Below are 15693 nucleotides of genomic sequence, written 5' to 3'. Positions count from 1 at the left end.
CTTCTTTTGCCGCCTTCCTTCAACCCGAATTATTTAGGGTAGAAATATGATCCCCAAAATGTGTTTGGGGTTGAATGCAATTATAGATGGGGGGGATTTTGGGGGTTTCAACCCCCAGCACCAAGACGAATACAGTTAGAGTGGCCTGCCATCTTCAACTGGCTAATTGTACCGTCAGCTTTCTCTTTGCCCTTGATTGGGCCAATGACGACGCGGTTCCAGCCATTGTTGGTGGTAATGCGTGAATCAAAACCTTCGAAAGCAAGCTGCGCACGGACAGTTTCTGCCTGTTCGGCACCCTTGAAGGAGCCACACTGTACCATCCAGCGTTTCTCATCTTTCGGCTTGTCCTGAGGTGCCGGAGCCTGTTTGACCACTTCTTCACGGGTAATCGGCGCTGCTGGTTGAGCGGTTTGCGCCGCTGCACGCTGTTGAGTATGCGGCGGTGTTTGCAGCAAATCTTGATACGGCTGCTGAGATGCCGTGGTGCGTTGTTGCTGCTGCACCGGGCGTGGCTGCTGTGCTACGGGCTGTGATTGCTGAACAGGCCGCGGTTGTGCCGTAACAGATTGAGTATTGAATTGTTGCTGTTGGGCTTGCTGCTGCTGAATAATTTTTTGGCGCTGCAAGGTGCTCTGACGCTGTTCCGGCGTCTGCTCATTCCACGGCACTTCGTTCAACTGAGTAGGTTGCTGGCGCATATCGGCCTGCATCTGCTCCAGTAACTGGCGCTGTTCGCTGGTGAGCTGATCTTTATTCTGCACTTCACCACCGGCAGATGGTTCGGTTGGGGCACGCACACCCGTCTGGCGATTTTCCAGTTCTTTGATATAACGCCAGCGCTCTTCCGGTTTAGGTGGCAGACCATTTCCTGTGACTTTATGGCCAGGCAGGGTTTCGCTTTCATCTTTTTTATGATGAGTAATGAAGTAGAGAGCACCAATAAAGGTCACCAGAACGGCGGCCGCAATTGCGACCATTGTCGGCGAGACAGATGGTAGGCTGCGTTGCTTACTGCGGGTGTTACTTTTCTTACGCCGCGTACCTGCCGATTGCCCGCGGCGTACATAATCTCGTTGTGCCACTATTGATTCGCTATATTTTATTCGTTTATCAGCCCGCCATGTTACTTAATGGATATCCCTTTGACCAGAATCCAGTGTCCTAAAGCGGGTCATTTTCTACTGCCAGGTGCGCTGGTGGAGCCTCGTTCAATGAGTTCACAGTCCAGCAAACGCGAACCACTACTCACGGTGTGCCCGTTAAGTTGATCCAATAACAACAGCATAGCTTCCCTCCCGATATCAAAACGGGGTTGAGCTACGGTGGTGAGCGGTGGGTCACAGAACTGTGAAAGTGCGATGTCATCAAAGCCCATAATCGATAAATCTTCCGGCACGCGTAAGCCATTTCGCTTGGCCTGAGACAGTGCGCCCAGCGCCATCACATCGCTATGGCAGAACACCGCAGTCGGCGGGTTTGGCAGCGCCAGCAGCTGCGACAATGCAGCGGCACCGGCTTCATAGGTAAAGTTACCACGCGCAATGTAGTGCGGATCAATTACTGCACCCGTACGACGCAATGCCTGGATATACCCCTGCAAGCGATAGTGGCAAAGCGGCATCTCTTCTGGGCCTGCAATACAGGCAATTTTTTGATGGCCGAGCTGCTGTAAATAATAAACAGCATTAAATGCGGCCGTAAGGTTATCAATATGAACCGTAGGCAGTTCCAGCTCAGGAGCAAATTCGTTTGCCATTACCATCGGCGGTAAATTGCGTTGTTCTTCAATGCTGGCATCAAAGGGAAGGCGTGAGCCGAGCAGCAGCATGCCATCAATCTGCTTGGTGATAATCAGATTAATGAAGGTTTTTTCCTGCTGATTTTGGTGGGCGCAATCGCCAATCAGCACCAGGTAGCCCTGTTCGGCAGCCGTCACTTCGATACCGCGGATGATTTCGCTAAAGAAGGGGTCGCAGATATCCGGGACAATAACCAGAATGGTGCGTGATTCATTACGCTTTAGATTTCGCCCCAGGGAGTGGGGTAAATAACCTACGGCTATTGCCGCTTGTTCCACACGATTACGAGTGCTTTGCGATACTTTGTCCGGGTTCATTAATGCCCTGGACACCGTTGCAGTTGAGACTTTCGCCTGAACAGCAACATCTTTCATGGTTGCATTGGCAACCTGATTCTTCGGCTTCAACTTCTTCTCCTCGCGTGCACTGTACAGGTGCTGACAACGTCCGTGGTGTCTGACCATGTCCACATTCTTAGCAGAAATTGATGTTCGTTGGTTACAGTTATTTCATTAAAAGTGTGATGGTTGTTGAAATTTTCGATCCGCTTCGCATAACCACAGGGCTTTGTGCTAGCCGTCTATTGGATCAACATCCAGCGTCCACTTCACTTTGCGTGATTCCGGTAAAGTATTGACCAGCTTCAACGAATGACTGACCAGGCGTTGCAGACGCGCGCGCGAAGGGTGTTGCAGCAGAATTTGCCAACGGAAACGCCCACCGCGTTTGGGTTGCAAGCATGGCACCGGACCCATAACCCAGAGCTGATCATCTCGTAAAGGGCTGGACTCAAGCAGGTTTCGTAACTGCTGCAAGAAGAGCGGCGCCTGATGGTTATTTTGGTCTTCTGCGCGGAACATGATGTGGCTGGTAAACGGCGGCAAGAATACCGCCTGGCGCTCTTTCAGTGCCTGGTTTGCGAAGTCGTCATAACCTTTGGAGAGAAGCGTTTGTAATAAAGGATGCTCAGGATGGTGAGTTTGCAGCATGACTTCGCCTTGCTTACCGGCGCGTCCGGCGCGGCCAGACACCTGGACATAAAGTTGTGCAAAACGCTCCGCTGCGCGGAAGTCAGCCGAAAACAGTGCGCCATCGACATCGAGTAAAGCTACCAGAGTCACATCCGGGAAGTGGTGGCCTTTCGCGAGCATCTGCGTACCAATCAGAATACGAGCACCGCCGCGATGGACTTCCGCCAGTTGCTGCTCAAGCGCACCTTTACGGCTGGTGGTGTCGCGGTCAATACGCGAAATTGGCACGCCCGGGAATTCCGGTGTCAGGCTATGTTCGAGCTGTTCCGTTCCCATACCGACAGGAACCAGATTGGTGGAGCCACAATGTGGGCATTGCTGAGGAATAGCTCTTTGGCTGTCACAATGGTGGCAACGTAAATGACGCTGGCCCTGATGATAGGTGTAGTAGTGATCGCAGCGCGGGCACTCCGCTATCCAGCCGCATTCATGGCACAGCAGAGCGGGAGCAAACCCGCGGCGGTTAAGAAACAGGATCACCTGGTTGTCAGCTTTAAGATGCTGGCCAATTTTTTTGATAAGCGCAGGCGCCAGGCCGGATTTCAGTGGCTGGCCTTTTAAGTCCACCACTTGCTGTGTTGCCGGGCGCGCATTACCGGCGCGTTTTGTCAGGCGTAACTGGCGATATTTTCCCAATTGAACGTTGTGCAATGTTTCGAGGGCGGGGGTCGCTGAGCCGAGGATGATGGGAATATCTTCCGCATGTGCACGGTACACGGCTAAATCACGAGCGTGATAACGCCAGCCTTCATGCTGCTTGTAAGAGCTGTCGTGCTCTTCATCTATAACAATGACGCCAAGTCGGCAAAACGGTGTGAACAGGGACGAGCGGGTGCCAATCACAATCGCTGCTTCGCCGCTACGAGCTTTTAACCACACAGCAAGACGCTCACTGTCATTAAGCCCGGAGTGCAGCACTTCGACCGGAGCGTTAAAACGCTCACGGAAACGGGCAATGGTTTGTGGCGTCAGGCCAATTTCAGGGACCAGAACTAGCGCTTGTTTGCCTTGTGCCAGCACGTTTTCCAACACGCTAAGATACACTTCCGTTTTGCCTGATCCGGTAATACCCGCAAGTAACCAGACCGCAAAATGGTCGGCAGAACTGTGGATAGCACCGATAGCAGTAGCCTGCTCGGTGTTCAGCCGTAAGCGCTCTCCTTCAACGGAATAGCTATCGCGCCAGTCCGTCGTCGCAGGGGCGGCACTTTTCAGGTCACATAAACCTTTGGCCCGCAGCGCTTGTAATCCAGGCTCGCTGATTTCCATTTCGCTCACCTGGTGACGCCAGATGATATTTTGCCGTACCGCCGCCAATGCTTGTTGCTGCTTCGGTGCGCGCTTCAGGCTATTGAGGTCTACAGCTTTGCCTTCTTCTGTAGCGAACCAGTACCACAACGGCGCATGGTGCGCGGGTTTTCCTTCGCGAAGCAAACCTGGTAGGGCGTGGAAGAGGACATCGCCAAGCGGATGGTGGTAATACTCTGCCGCCCACAGCAAAACGCGCCACAGAGAAACAGGAAACAACGAAGCGCCATCCAGAACTTCAGCAACTGGCTTTAGCTCATTAATCGGCAATTCGCTGTGCTCGCTAACAGTGACGACAATCCCGACAGCCTGGCGTTTACCAAACGGCACCATGACGCGACAGCCTGACTCCACCTGCATTCCCTCAGGAACGAAGTAGTCAAAAGTACGGGCAAGGGGAACCGGCAAAGCGACGTGGGCGACAGGCATCAATATTTCCGAACTGATAAAAATGACGAGATAGTGTACACTGTGTACTCCAGAAAATGCGGATCAGTTTGCATACGCTGGCGGGGTTCTGTATGATTCGCCGCCTTTGATGCGCAGTTTTTGGTATCAAAAAACCTAATTTATCAACTTCGCGTGGTGTCTGGCGTTAGGGCTGGAAGAGCGACGCGGCCTTATACAGAGGTTTTCCATGAAAAAGAATATTCACCCGAACTACGCAGAAGTTACTGCAAACTGCTCATGCGGTAATGTTATCAAGATTCGCTCTACCGTGGGTCATGATCTGAACCTGGACGTATGTGGCGAATGCCACCCGTTCTACACTGGCAAGCAGCGTGATGTTGCTACCGGTGGCCGCGTTGACCGCTTCAACAAGCGTTTCAGCGTTCCAGGCGCGAAGAAGTAATTTTTCGCCGACGGTAGTAAGAAAAAGGCGCCTAACGGCGCCTTTTTTGTATCTGTCACTTTCTTATAACCGCTAGCATTCGAGTTTCTGCAAGGCGGCAAATGAAAGAGTCCCCAGGAGCTTACACTAGTAAGTGACTGGGGCGATTGAGTGCAGCCAACGCCGCAGCAACTTGAAGGATAACGGTTAGAGCTAGTATTCCCACGTCTCTGGATCAATCCCTAACTCGCGCATAATCACCTTCGCCGCTTCAGGAATCTCATCACTACGCTCTTTGCGCAGATCTGCATCATTTGGCAGTGGTTGGCCGGTAAACGCATGCAGGAATGCTTCGCACAGGAGCTCACTGTTTGTTGCGTGACGCAGGTTATTCACCTGGCGACGGGTACGCTCATCGGTGAGGATTTTTAACACCTTCAGAGGAATGGACACCGTAATTTTCTTTACTTGCTCACTCTTCTTCCCGTGCTCAGCGTAAGGGCTGATATATTCGCCGCTCCATTCAGCCATGAGATACTTAATCCTCTTAATCAATGTATTTAGGCTTCCACCGGTAATATGCGCGGCAGAAGCGATTATCTGGTCGTAGTGTAAGCGTTTATTGATTCGCGGTCTGCGACGCTATCACCCTAAAGCGTATAATTTTAACGGCTATTGCGTGTTTGCTCAATCTATACGCAAAGAAGTTTAGATGTCCAGATGTATTGACGTCTAACTCGGCAGTGTTTACTCTGGTGCCTGACCTTTATTCGACCAGCAAGGATTCGAGAGCCATGACGCGCAAACAGGCAACTATCGCAGTACGTAGCGGTTTGAACGATGACGAGCAATACGGCTGCGTTGTACCGCCAATCCATCTCTCCAGTACTTATAATTTCACCGGGTTTAACGAACCGCGCGCGCATGACTATTCGCGTCGTGGCAATCCTACGCGTGATGTTGTTCAGCGCGCACTGGCAGAGCTGGAAGGCGGAGCTGGCGCTGTGCTGACGAATACCGGTATGTCGGCAATCCATCTGGTAACCACCGTTTACCTTAAGCCTGGCGACCTGTTAGTGGCTCCGCATGACTGTTACGGTGGCAGCTACCGTTTGTTTGATAGCCTGGCAAAACGCGGCGCCTATCGCGTTTTGTTTGTCGATCAAGGAGATGAAGCGGCTTTAACTGCGGCACTTAACGAAAAACCAAAACTCGTGCTGGTCGAAAGCCCAAGTAATCCCTTGTTACGAGTGGTAGATATTGCGAAAATCTGCGCCGCCGCGCGTGAAGTTGGGGCAATCAGTGTGGTGGATAACACCTTCTTGAGCCCGGCTTTGCAAAACCCATTGGCATTGGGTGCGGATTTGGTTCTGCACTCATGTACCAAATATTTGAATGGTCACTCAGATGTTGTTGCGGGCGTAGTGATTGCGAAAGATGCCGAAACTGTCACTGAGCTTGCCTGGTGGGCAAATAACATTGGCGTGACTGGCGGTGCTTTCGATAGTTATTTGCTATTGCGCGGTTTGCGCACGCTTTCACCACGTATGGAAGTGGCGCAACGCAACGCGCAGGCGATTGTTGATTTCCTGCAAACTCAACCGCTGGTGAAAAAGCTGTATCATCCTTCGCTGCCTGAAAACCAGGGCCATGAAATTGCTGCTCGTCAGCAAAAAGGTTTTGGCGCGATGCTAAGTTTTGAATTTAACGGCGACGAGCAAACGCTGCGTCGATTCCTGAGTAGCCTGACTCTCTTCACGCTGGCGGAATCGCTGGGTGGAGTAGAAAGTTTGATTTCACACGCGGCGACGATGACCCACGCGGGCATGGCGCCAGAAGCGCGTGCTGCAGCGGGGATCTCTGAAACCTTGTTGCGTATTTCGACTGGCATTGAAGATAGCGAAGATTTAATTGCTGACCTGGAAAATGCGTTCCGGGTTGCAGCCGAGGGGTAAGCATGAGTGTTTCAGCACCAGCAGGGGCGTCGGGTCGTCAGCTGCATAAATTTGGTGGCAGTAGTCTGGCAGATGTGAAGTGCTATCTACGCGTTGCGGGGATCATGGCCGAGTATTCAAAACCTGGCGACATGATGGTTGTTTCCGCAGCGGGTAGTACCACTAATCAGTTGATTAACTGGTTAAAATTAAGCCAAAGCGATCGCCTTTCTGCCCATCAGGTTCAGCAAGCACTGCGCCGTTATCAGAGCGAGCTGATTAGTGGCCTTGTTGCACCTGATGTTGCTGATACTTTAATCGGTCAATTTATTCACGATCTTGAGCGTCTGGCGGGTTTGCTGGATGGCAAAATGACCGACGCAGTGTATTCCGAAGTTGTAGGCCATGGTGAAATTTGGTCTGCACGCCTCATGTCTGCGGTGCTGAATCAGTTAGGTCACCCGGCTGCATGGTTGGATGCACGCGAATTTATGCGTGCAGAGCGTGCAGCTCAGCCACAAGTTAATGAAGGTTTATCCTGGCCGCTGCTACAAGAGCTTATGGCGCAGCATCCGAACAAACGCCTCGTGGTTACCGGTTTTATCTGCCGTAACGACGCGGGCGAAACGGTTCTGCTGGGCCGTAACGGTTCTGACTATTCCGCAACTCAAATTGGTGCACTGGCTGGGGTTTCCCGCGTGACCATCTGGAGTGACGTTGCCGGGGTTTACAGTGCTGACCCGCGTAAAGTGAAAGATGCTTGCTTGCTGCCGCTGCTGCGTCTGGATGAAGCCAGTGAACTGGCCCGTCTTGCCGCCCCAGTGCTGCACGCTCGTACTTTGCAGCCTGTTTCTGGTAGCGATATCGATCTGCAACTGCGTTGTAGCTATTCACCAGAACAAGGGTCAACTCGTATCGAACGAGTGTTGGCTTCTGGTACTGGTGCGCGAATCGTTACCAGCCACGATGATGTTTGCCTGATCGAACTTCAGGTTGCTCCACAGCAAGATTTCAAGCTGGCGCACAAAGAACTAGATACCCTGCTAAACCGCGCTCAGATTCGCCCGTTGTCGATTGGCGTTCATCCTGACCGTAACCTGCTTCAGCTTTGCTACACCTCAGAAGTTGCTGGCAGCGCACTACAAACTCTTCAGGAAGCAGCTCTTCCGGGCGAATTACGTCTGCGTGAAGGCTTAGCTCTGGTGGCAATGGTTGGTGCGGGCGTTTGCCGTAACCCACTACACAGCCATCGTTTCTGGCAGCAATTGAAAGATCAGCCTGTTGAGTTTATCTGGCAGTCCGAAGATGGTATCAGCCTGGTTGCGGTACTACGTGTTGGCCCAACAGAAAACCTCATTAAGGGTCTGCATAAGTCACTGTTCCGTGCTGAAAAACGTATTGGTCTGGTTCTGTTCGGCAAAGGGAACATTGGTTCACGCTGGCTGGAGCTGTTTGCCCGCGAGCAAGAAACTATCTCTGCACGAACCGGTTTTGAATTCGTGCTTTCAGGTGTAGTAGATAGCAGCCGCAGCTTGCTAAATTATGAAGGTCTGGATGCCAGCCGTGCTCTCGCTTTCTTCAACGACGAAGCGGTAGAACAGGATGAAGAATCACTATTCCAATGGATGCGTGCGCATCCTTATGATGATTTGGTGGTTCTGGATGTGACTGCGAGTGAACAACTGGCCGATCAATACCTCGATTTTGCCAGCCACGGTTTCCACGTTATCAGCGCCAATAAACTTGCGGGCGCCAGTAATAGCCAGAAGTACCGTGAAATTCGTAACGCTTTTACCAAGACGGGCCGCCACTGGCTGTATAACGCCACCGTGGGCGCTGGTTTGCCGGTAAACCATACCGTTCGTGATTTACGCGAAAGCGGCGACTCCATTCTGGCTATCAGCGGTATTTTCTCCGGTACGCTTTCATGGCTGTTCCTGCAATTCGATGGCACGGTGCCATTTACCGAGCTGGTGGACCAGGCCTGGCAGCAAGGGCTAACAGAACCCGATCCGCGCGTCGATCTCTCCGGGAAAGACGTGATGCGCAAGCTAGTGATCCTGGCTCGCGAAGCAGGTTACGACATCGAGCCGGATCAGGTTCGTGTTGAGTCGCTGGTTACAAACGGCAGTGAGACTGGCTCAATTGACCATTTCTTTGAAAATGGTGATGAGTTGAATGACCAAATGCTTCAGCGTTTTGAAGCGGCTCAGGAAATGGGATTGGTTCTGCGTTATGTCGCGCGTTTCGATGCGAATGGTAAAGCGCGTGTCGGTGTGGAAGCTGTGCGCACTGAGCATCCACTGGCTTCGCTGCTACCGTGCGACAACGTGTTTGCTATCGAAAGCCGTTGGTATCGCGATAACCCGCTGGTTATTCGTGGGCCTGGTGCCGGGCGTGATGTCACAGCCGGTGCTATTCAGTCGGATCTCAATCGTCTGGCGCAATTGCTATAACTCGCTGAAACACAAAAATACTGAGGCCAGCGATTGCTGGCCTTTTTTTATTCTTTTCAATCGAACATGAGGAAAATTCAATTTGGGTGAGAATTCCTCATTTCTTGTGTTGAATTTTCAGTTGACGGAATCATGCTTTTCCTTCATCTTGCTATCTGGACGTCTAAACGTCTGGATAGCAACAAAACACAACATCACATAATAAAATGCGATTAATGAGGTAAGGGTATGAGCTTTTTTCACGCCAACCAGCGGGAAGCACTAAATCAGAGTCTGGCCGAAGTCGCCGGGCAAATTAACGTTTCCTTTGAGTTTTTCCCGCCGCGCACCAGTGAAATGGAACAGACCCTGTGGAGCTCAATTGATCGACTGAGTAGCCTGAAACCTAAATTTGTCTCCGTAACTTACGGCGCAAACTCCGGTGAGCGTGACCGTACCCATAGCATCATCAAAGGTATTAAAGACCGTACAGGTCTGGAAGCTGCACCGCATCTGACTTGTATTGATGCCACTCCCGACGAGTTGCGTACTATTGCGCAGGATTACTGGAATAGCGGTATCCGTCATATCGTCGCTCTGCGCGGTGATTTACCTCCCGGTGGTGGCAAACCAGATATGTATGCTTCTGACTTGGTCACACTGCTTAAAGATGTCGGTGACTTTGATATTTCCGTTGCGGCTTACCCGGAAGTTCACCCGGAAGCGAAAAGTGCACAGGCTGATTTGATTAACCTGAAGCGCAAGATTGACGCTGGTGCAAACCGTGCAATCACACAGTTCTTCTTCGATGTGGAAAGTTACCTGCGCTTCCGTGACCGTTGCGCCGCTGCGGGTATCGATGTCGAAATCGTGCCAGGCATTTTGCCAGTGAGTAACTACAAACAGGCGCATAAGTTTGCGACCATGACCAACGTGCGTGTTCCGCACTGGATGGCACAAATGTTTGAAGGGCTGGATAACGATGCAGAAACTCGCAAAATGGTCGGCGCCAATATTGCGATGGATATGGTGAAAATCCTCAGCCGTGAAGGTGTGAAAGACTTCCATTTCTACACGCTTAACCGTGCCGAAATGAGCTACGCGATTTGCCACACTCTGGGTGTTCGCCCGGCAGTTTAATTCTGATAATGGCCCGCAAGGGCCATGACTTTGACCTCTGGATCCACTCCCCCTCACAATACCCATTTCATTTGTAATGTTAAGTTTTGAAAGTTTATGTTGCTGTCGACGTTTCTTCGAAAGACTTTTGCTATGTTGCTCATTAGCCAGCAGGAAATAACTATCAAATCTGTAGTTTTTTTCATCTATAACTTATCTGCAGAGCTGTATATCCTGGTATTAAAATAATGAAGGGAGCAGGAAGATGAGCACAAACGAAAACGATCATAATACGTTGTCAGCAGGGAAGTGCCCGTTTCATCAGGGCAGTCATGATGTGAGTGCAGGAGCCGGAACAAGCACGCGGGACTGGTGGCCGAAACAACTCCGTGTTGATCTCCTCAATCAGCACTCAAACCGCTCTAACCCCCTCGGCGAAGATTTTGATTACCGCAAAGAATTCAGCAAACTCGATTATTCCGCGCTGAAAGGCGACCTAAAAGCATTACTAACTGATTCCCAGCCGTGGTGGCCTGCCGATTGGGGCAGCTATGCCGGGCTATTTATTCGTATGGCCTGGCATGGTGCCGGCACTTACCGTTCCCTGGACGGACGTGGTGGCGCAGGTCGTGGTCAGCAACGCTTTGCTCCACTTAACTCCTGGCCAGATAACGTAAGCCTTGATAAAGCTCGCCGCCTGCTGTGGCCTATCAAACAGAAATATGGCCAGAAAATATCCTGGGCCGACCTGTTTATACTGGCGGGGAACGTCGCGCTGGAAAACTCCGGCTTCCGCACCTTTGGTTTTGGTGCCGGGCGTGAAGATGTTTGGGAGCCAGATCTGGATGTGAACTGGGGTAATGAAAAAGCCTGGTTGGAACATCGCGACCCGGAGGCACTTGCTAAACGCCCATTAGCCGCGACCGAGATGGGGCTGATTTATGTTAACCCCGAAGGGCCAAACGCCAGCGGTGAACCACTCTCTGCCGCTGCTGCCATTCGTGCTACTTTCGGCAATATGGGGATGAACGACGAAGAGACTGTAGCGCTTATCGCTGGCGGTCATACGTTGGGCAAAACTCACGGTGCAGCAGAAGCAACCCATGTGGGTGTTGACCCGGAAGCTGCACCGATTGAAGCGCAAGGCTTAGGTTGGACGACCAGCTACGGCAGTGGTGCCGGTGCAGATGCAATTACATCTGGCCTGGAAGTTGTCTGGTCACAAACACCAACCCAGTGGAGTAACTACTTCTTCGAGAACTTGTTCAAATTCGAATGGGTCCAGACACGTAGCCCTGCTGGTGCAATTCAGTTTGAAGCGGCCGATGCGCCTGAAATTATTCCTGATCCGTTTGATCCATCGAAAAAACGTAAACCGACAATGTTGGTCACCGACCTGACGCTGCGTTTCGATCCGGAATTCGAAAAAATTTCCCGTCGCTTCCTCAATGATCCACAAGCTTTCAATGAAGCTTTTGCCCGTGCATGGTTCAAATTGACCCACCGCGATATGGGGCCAATTGCGCGTTACATCGGCCCGGAAGTGCCAAAAGAAGAACTGATTTGGCAGGACCCGTTGCCTAAAGCGACATTCAGCCCAACGCCTGCTGATATCGATCACCTGAAAGCAGAAATTGCCCATTCTGGCCTTTCTGTCAGTGAATTGATTTCTGTAGCCTGGGCGTCGGCGTCGACTTTCCGTGGCGGCGATAAACGTGGCGGAGCCAATGGCGCACGCCTGGCACTGGCACCTCAGCGCAACTGGGATGTGAATGCTTTAGCGGCGCGTGCATTGCCTGCGTTAGAAGCAATTCAGAAAGCGTCTGGTAAAGCGTCACTGGCCGATATCATCGTGCTGGCGGGTGTTGTGGGTGTTGAACAGGCGGCGGAAGCGGCTGGTATCAGCGTTCGCGTGCCGTTTATTCCTGGGCGTGTGGATGCCAGCCAGGATCAGACAGATATCGAGATGTTCAACCTTATGGAGCCTACAGCCGATGGGTTCCGTAACTACCGTGCTCGTGTGGATGCGGCGACAACAGAATCCCTGCTGATTGATAAAGCACAGCAACTTACGCTGACTGCACCTGAACTCACCGTTTTGGTTGGTGGTATGCGTGTGCTGGGTGCGAACTTTGATGGCGGCAAGCATGGCGTATTCACCGAGCGTTTAGGTGTGCTCAGTAACGATTTCTTTATCAATCTGTTGGATATGGGCACGGAATGGAAGGCGACTGATGACTCTTCAGAACTGTTTGAAGGCCGTGACCGTCAAACGGGTGAAGTGAAACATCTGGCAAGCCGCGCGGATCTGGTCTTCGGGTCTAACTCTGTTCTGCGCGCACTGGCGGAAGTTTATGCCAGCGGTGATGTGAAAGAGAAATTTGTGAAGGACTTCGTTGCCGCCTGGGTGAAAGTGATGAATCTGGATCGCTTTGACCTGAAGTAAGGCGGTATCAGACGTAAAAATCCCCGCTGATGCGGGGATTTTTTTATGAGGCTTAACCAGTGTTACGCATACCTGCTGCAACACCTGCAATCGTCACCATCAATGCTTGTTCTACCTGCGCATTTGGCTCTTCACCTTTATCTTCCAACTGACGTGAGCGATGCAGCAATTCAGCCTGCAATACGTTCAATGGGTCGGTGTAGATGTTACGCAGCTGGATGGACTCGGCAATCCATGGCAGGTCAGCCATCAGGTGCGAATCGTTGGCGATATCCAGTACCACTTTGATGTCGGCTTCCAGTTGGTCGCGCAGTTGTTTACCAAGTGCCCACAGCTCTGGTTTCACCAGGCGCTGATCGTAATATTCCGCAAGCCACAGGTCAGCTTTTGCAAACACCATTTCCAGCATACCAAGGCGAGTCGAGAAGAATGGCCAGTCGCGGCACATGGTTTCCAGCACGTCTTGTTTGCCATCTTCGACCACTTTTTGTAGCGCAGCACCGGCACCCAGCCAGGCTGGCAACATCAGGCGGTTTTGCGTCCAGGCGAAGATCCATGGGATAGCACGCAGAGACTCAACACCACCGTTAGGTTTACGTTTCGCCGGGCGTGAACCCAGCGGCAATTTACCCAGTTCCAGCTCAGGCGTTGCCGAACGGAAGTACGGCACGAAGTCTTCGTTTTCGCGGATATATCCACGATACATATCACACGAGGTCACTGACAGATCCTCCATGATATGTTTCCACTCTTTTTTCGGCTCTGGCGGTGGCAACAGGTTGGCTTCCAGAATCGCGCTGGTGTAGAGCGACAGGCTGCTGATGGTGATTTCCGGCAGACCGTATTTAAAGCGAATCATCTCGCCTTGCTCGGTCACACGCAGGCCACCTTTCAGGCTGCCCGGCGGTTGAGAAAGCAGAGCTGCGTGCGCAGGCGCACCGCCACGGCCGATAGAACCACCACGTCCGTGGAACAGCGTCAGGGTGATTCCGGCTTTCTCGCAGGTTTTGATCAGTGCGTCCTGAGCCTGGTATTGCGCCCAGGATGCCGCCATCACGCCTGCATCTTTCGCAGAGTCAGAATAGCCAATCATGACCATCTGTTTGCCCTGAATAAAGCCGCGATACCAGTCGATGTTCAGTAACTGAGTCATGACGTCGTCGGCGTTGTTCAGGTCATCGAGGGTTTCAAAAAGCGGCGCAACCGGCAAAGCGAAAGTGCAGCCAGCTTCTTTGAGTAGCAAATGAACGGCCAGCACGTCAGAAGGTGTTTTCGCCATGGAGATAACATACGCGGCGATAGAACCACGCGGTGCTTCGGCAACCACTTTGCAGGTTTCCAGCACTTCGCGGGTGTCATCGCTCGGCTCCCACTGGCGTGGCAGCAGAGGGCGCTTGGAATTCAGTTCGCGGATAAGGAATGCTTGTTTGTCGGCTTCAGACCAGCTTTCGTAATCGCCAATGCCCAGGTAACGCGTCATTTCGCCGAGTGCTTCGGTATGACGAGTACTTTCCTGGCGCACATCAATGCGCACTAATGGCACGCCGAAGCTTTTCACGCGGCGCAGGGTATCAAGCAACTGACCGTTGGCGATAATGCCCATTCCGCACGCTTGCAGCGACTGGTAACACGCGTAGAGCGGATCCCAAAGCTGTTCGTTTTGGGTTAACAAACCTTCAGGTTTTGGCAGGCGCTGGCCTTTCAGGCGAGCTTCCAGCCAGGCTTGTGTCGCCAGTAATTGCTGACGAATGCCTTTCATGATGCAGCGATACGGTTCTTGTGCAGCGTCTGGGCCGGCCAGTTCACTCAGCTCTGGCGTGCATTCCACCATCGAGAGTTCGGAAATCAGTACCTGAATATCGCGCAAGAACAGGTCGGTTGCTTTCCAGCGGCTTAGCAGCAGAACGTGACGGGTAATATCAGCAGTCACGTTCGGGTTGCCGTCGCGGTCGCCGCCCATCCATGAAGTGAAACGTACCGGAACAAAATCGACAGGCAGTTTGTAATTCAGGTTGTCTTCGAGTTGCTCGTTCAGCTCACGCAGGTAGTTTGGAACTCCTTCCCACAGGCTGTTTTCTACTACCGCAAAGCCCCATTTTGCTTCATCTACAGGGGAAGGGCGGTGCTTACGGATTTCATCGGTGTGCCATGCCTGAGCGACCAGTTGGCGCAGACGGCGCATAATCTGGTTACGTTCGTAATCGGCGATGTCGCTGTGGTCGAGTTGCTTGAGGCAGCTATTTACTTCAACCAGTTTGTGAATCAGGGTGCGACGGGTGATTTCGGTTGGGTGTGCGGTCAGAACTAATTCCAGTGACAGAGACTCAACAGCATCACGAATGGCAGCTTCACTAAGGTCCGGCTGATTTTTTAATTTTTGGAGTGTCTTAGCGATAACTTCGGGATTGCTGGCGGCTTCGCCATTGGCTGAAATGCTGTGATATTGCTCGGCGGTGTTGGCCAGATTCAAGAATTGGCTGAATGCACGGGCTACAGGGAGTAGTTCATCGTTAGACAGGTTCTGTAACGTGGTTAGCAGCTCCTGGCGGTTTGCCTCATTGCCAGCCCGTGAAGACTTTGACAATTTGCGGATTGTTTCTACGCGGTCAAGAATGTTTTCACCTAACGCATCCTTGATGGTATCCCCGAGCAACTTGCCGAGCATACTGACATTACTTCGCAAAGCGGAATACTGTTCGTTCATATGACCCCAGACACCCTATCCAATCTGATATGTAATTTAATTTCACCCGTGAAGGTTCAACACCGTCTTTATAAAGCCACGT

At 52.0% G+C, this 15693-nt stretch carries 10 protein-coding genes; 5 read left to right on the top strand and 5 right to left on the bottom strand.

Going from position 1 to position 15693, the window contains the following annotated elements:
* Positions 1-107 precede the first annotated feature (107 nt).
* The 3 genes from ftsN to priA all read right to left on the bottom strand — a co-directional run bounded on the left by ftsN (position 108) and on the right by priA (position 4570).
* On the bottom strand, positions 108-1085 hold the full coding sequence (gene ftsN / locus EDF88_RS23105) for a cell division protein FtsN (protein ID WP_064515083.1): 978 nt from the start codon (positions 1083-1085) through the stop codon (positions 108-110).
* 89 nt (positions 1086-1174) lie between these two features.
* The gene (cytR, locus tag EDF88_RS23100; protein WP_134187639.1) at positions 1175-2209 is read right to left on the bottom strand and encodes a DNA-binding transcriptional regulator CytR; all 1035 of its coding nucleotides are present in this window, start codon (positions 2207-2209) and stop codon (positions 1175-1177) included.
* Between the two features lie 165 nt (positions 2210-2374).
* Complete coding sequence (gene priA, locus EDF88_RS23095) at positions 2375-4570, bottom strand: primosomal protein N' (RefSeq protein ID WP_064515087.1); 2196 nt, start codon at positions 4568-4570, stop codon at positions 2375-2377.
* A 208-nt stretch (positions 4571-4778) separates the two neighbouring features.
* Between priA and rpmE the strand changes: the two genes are divergently transcribed.
* Positions 4779-4994: a 50S ribosomal protein L31 gene (rpmE, locus tag EDF88_RS23090; protein ID WP_034461415.1), complete on the top strand. Its 216-nt coding sequence runs from the start codon at positions 4779-4781 to the stop codon at positions 4992-4994.
* A 192-nt stretch (positions 4995-5186) separates the two neighbouring features.
* Here the strand turns inward: rpmE and metJ are convergent, their stop codons facing one another.
* Positions 5187-5504, bottom strand: a complete 318-nt coding sequence (gene metJ / locus EDF88_RS23085; protein ID WP_034461414.1) for a met regulon transcriptional regulator MetJ — start codon at positions 5502-5504, stop codon at positions 5187-5189.
* A gap of 263 nt (positions 5505-5767) precedes the next feature.
* Between metJ and metB the strand changes: the two genes are divergently transcribed.
* The 4 genes from metB (at position 5768) to katG (ending at position 12907) form a co-directional block, all read left to right on the top strand.
* On the top strand, positions 5768-6928 hold the full coding sequence (metB, locus tag EDF88_RS23080; RefSeq protein WP_134187637.1) for a cystathionine gamma-synthase: 1161 nt from the start codon (positions 5768-5770) through the stop codon (positions 6926-6928).
* Positions 6929-6930: 2 nt separating this feature from the next.
* On the top strand, positions 6931-9363 hold the full coding sequence (locus tag EDF88_RS23075; RefSeq protein ID WP_134187635.1) for a bifunctional aspartate kinase/homoserine dehydrogenase II: 2433 nt from the start codon (positions 6931-6933) through the stop codon (positions 9361-9363).
* Positions 9364-9591: 228 nt separating this feature from the next.
* Positions 9592-10482: a methylenetetrahydrofolate reductase gene (metF, locus tag EDF88_RS23070; protein WP_134187633.1), complete on the top strand. Its 891-nt coding sequence runs from the start codon at positions 9592-9594 to the stop codon at positions 10480-10482.
* 244 nt (positions 10483-10726) lie between these two features.
* Complete coding sequence (gene katG, locus EDF88_RS23065; RefSeq protein ID WP_134187631.1) at positions 10727-12907, top strand: catalase/peroxidase HPI; 2181 nt, start codon at positions 10727-10729, stop codon at positions 12905-12907.
* Positions 12908-12959: 52 nt separating this feature from the next.
* Here the strand turns inward: katG and ppc are convergent, their stop codons facing one another.
* Positions 12960-15611, bottom strand: coding sequence for a phosphoenolpyruvate carboxylase (gene ppc, locus EDF88_RS23060; protein ID WP_134187629.1), 2652 nt, complete (start codon positions 15609-15611; stop codon positions 12960-12962).
* Positions 15612-15693 lie beyond the last annotated feature (82 nt).

It is taken from the genome of Buttiauxella sp. BIGb0552, from assembly GCF_004366275.1.
In the GTDB taxonomy this organism is placed as follows: Bacteria; Pseudomonadota; Gammaproteobacteria; order Enterobacterales; family Enterobacteriaceae; genus Buttiauxella; species Buttiauxella gaviniae.
The sequence above is the reverse complement of the archived record's forward strand: the minus strand, read 5'-3'. Positions and strand labels throughout refer to the sequence as shown.

Coding starts and splice junctions, on each gene's coding strand:
- priA (WP_064515087.1), bottom strand. CDS start 4,570: ATGCCTGTCGCCCACGTCGCTTTGCCGGTTCCCCTTGCCCGTACTTTT.
- rpmE (WP_034461415.1), top strand. CDS start 4,779: ATGAAAAAGAATATTCACCCGAACTACGCAGAAGTTACTGCAAACTGC.
- metJ (WP_034461414.1), bottom strand. CDS start 5,504: ATGGCTGAATGGAGCGGCGAATATATCAGCCCTTACGCTGAGCACGGG.
- metB (WP_134187637.1), top strand. CDS start 5,768: ATGACGCGCAAACAGGCAACTATCGCAGTACGTAGCGGTTTGAACGAT.
- EDF88_RS23075 (WP_134187635.1), top strand. CDS start 6,931: ATGAGTGTTTCAGCACCAGCAGGGGCGTCGGGTCGTCAGCTGCATAAA.
- metF (WP_134187633.1), top strand. CDS start 9,592: ATGAGCTTTTTTCACGCCAACCAGCGGGAAGCACTAAATCAGAGTCTG.
- katG (WP_134187631.1), top strand. CDS start 10,727: ATGAGCACAAACGAAAACGATCATAATACGTTGTCAGCAGGGAAGTGC.
- ppc (WP_134187629.1), bottom strand. CDS start 15,611: ATGAACGAACAGTATTCCGCTTTGCGAAGTAATGTCAGTATGCTCGGC.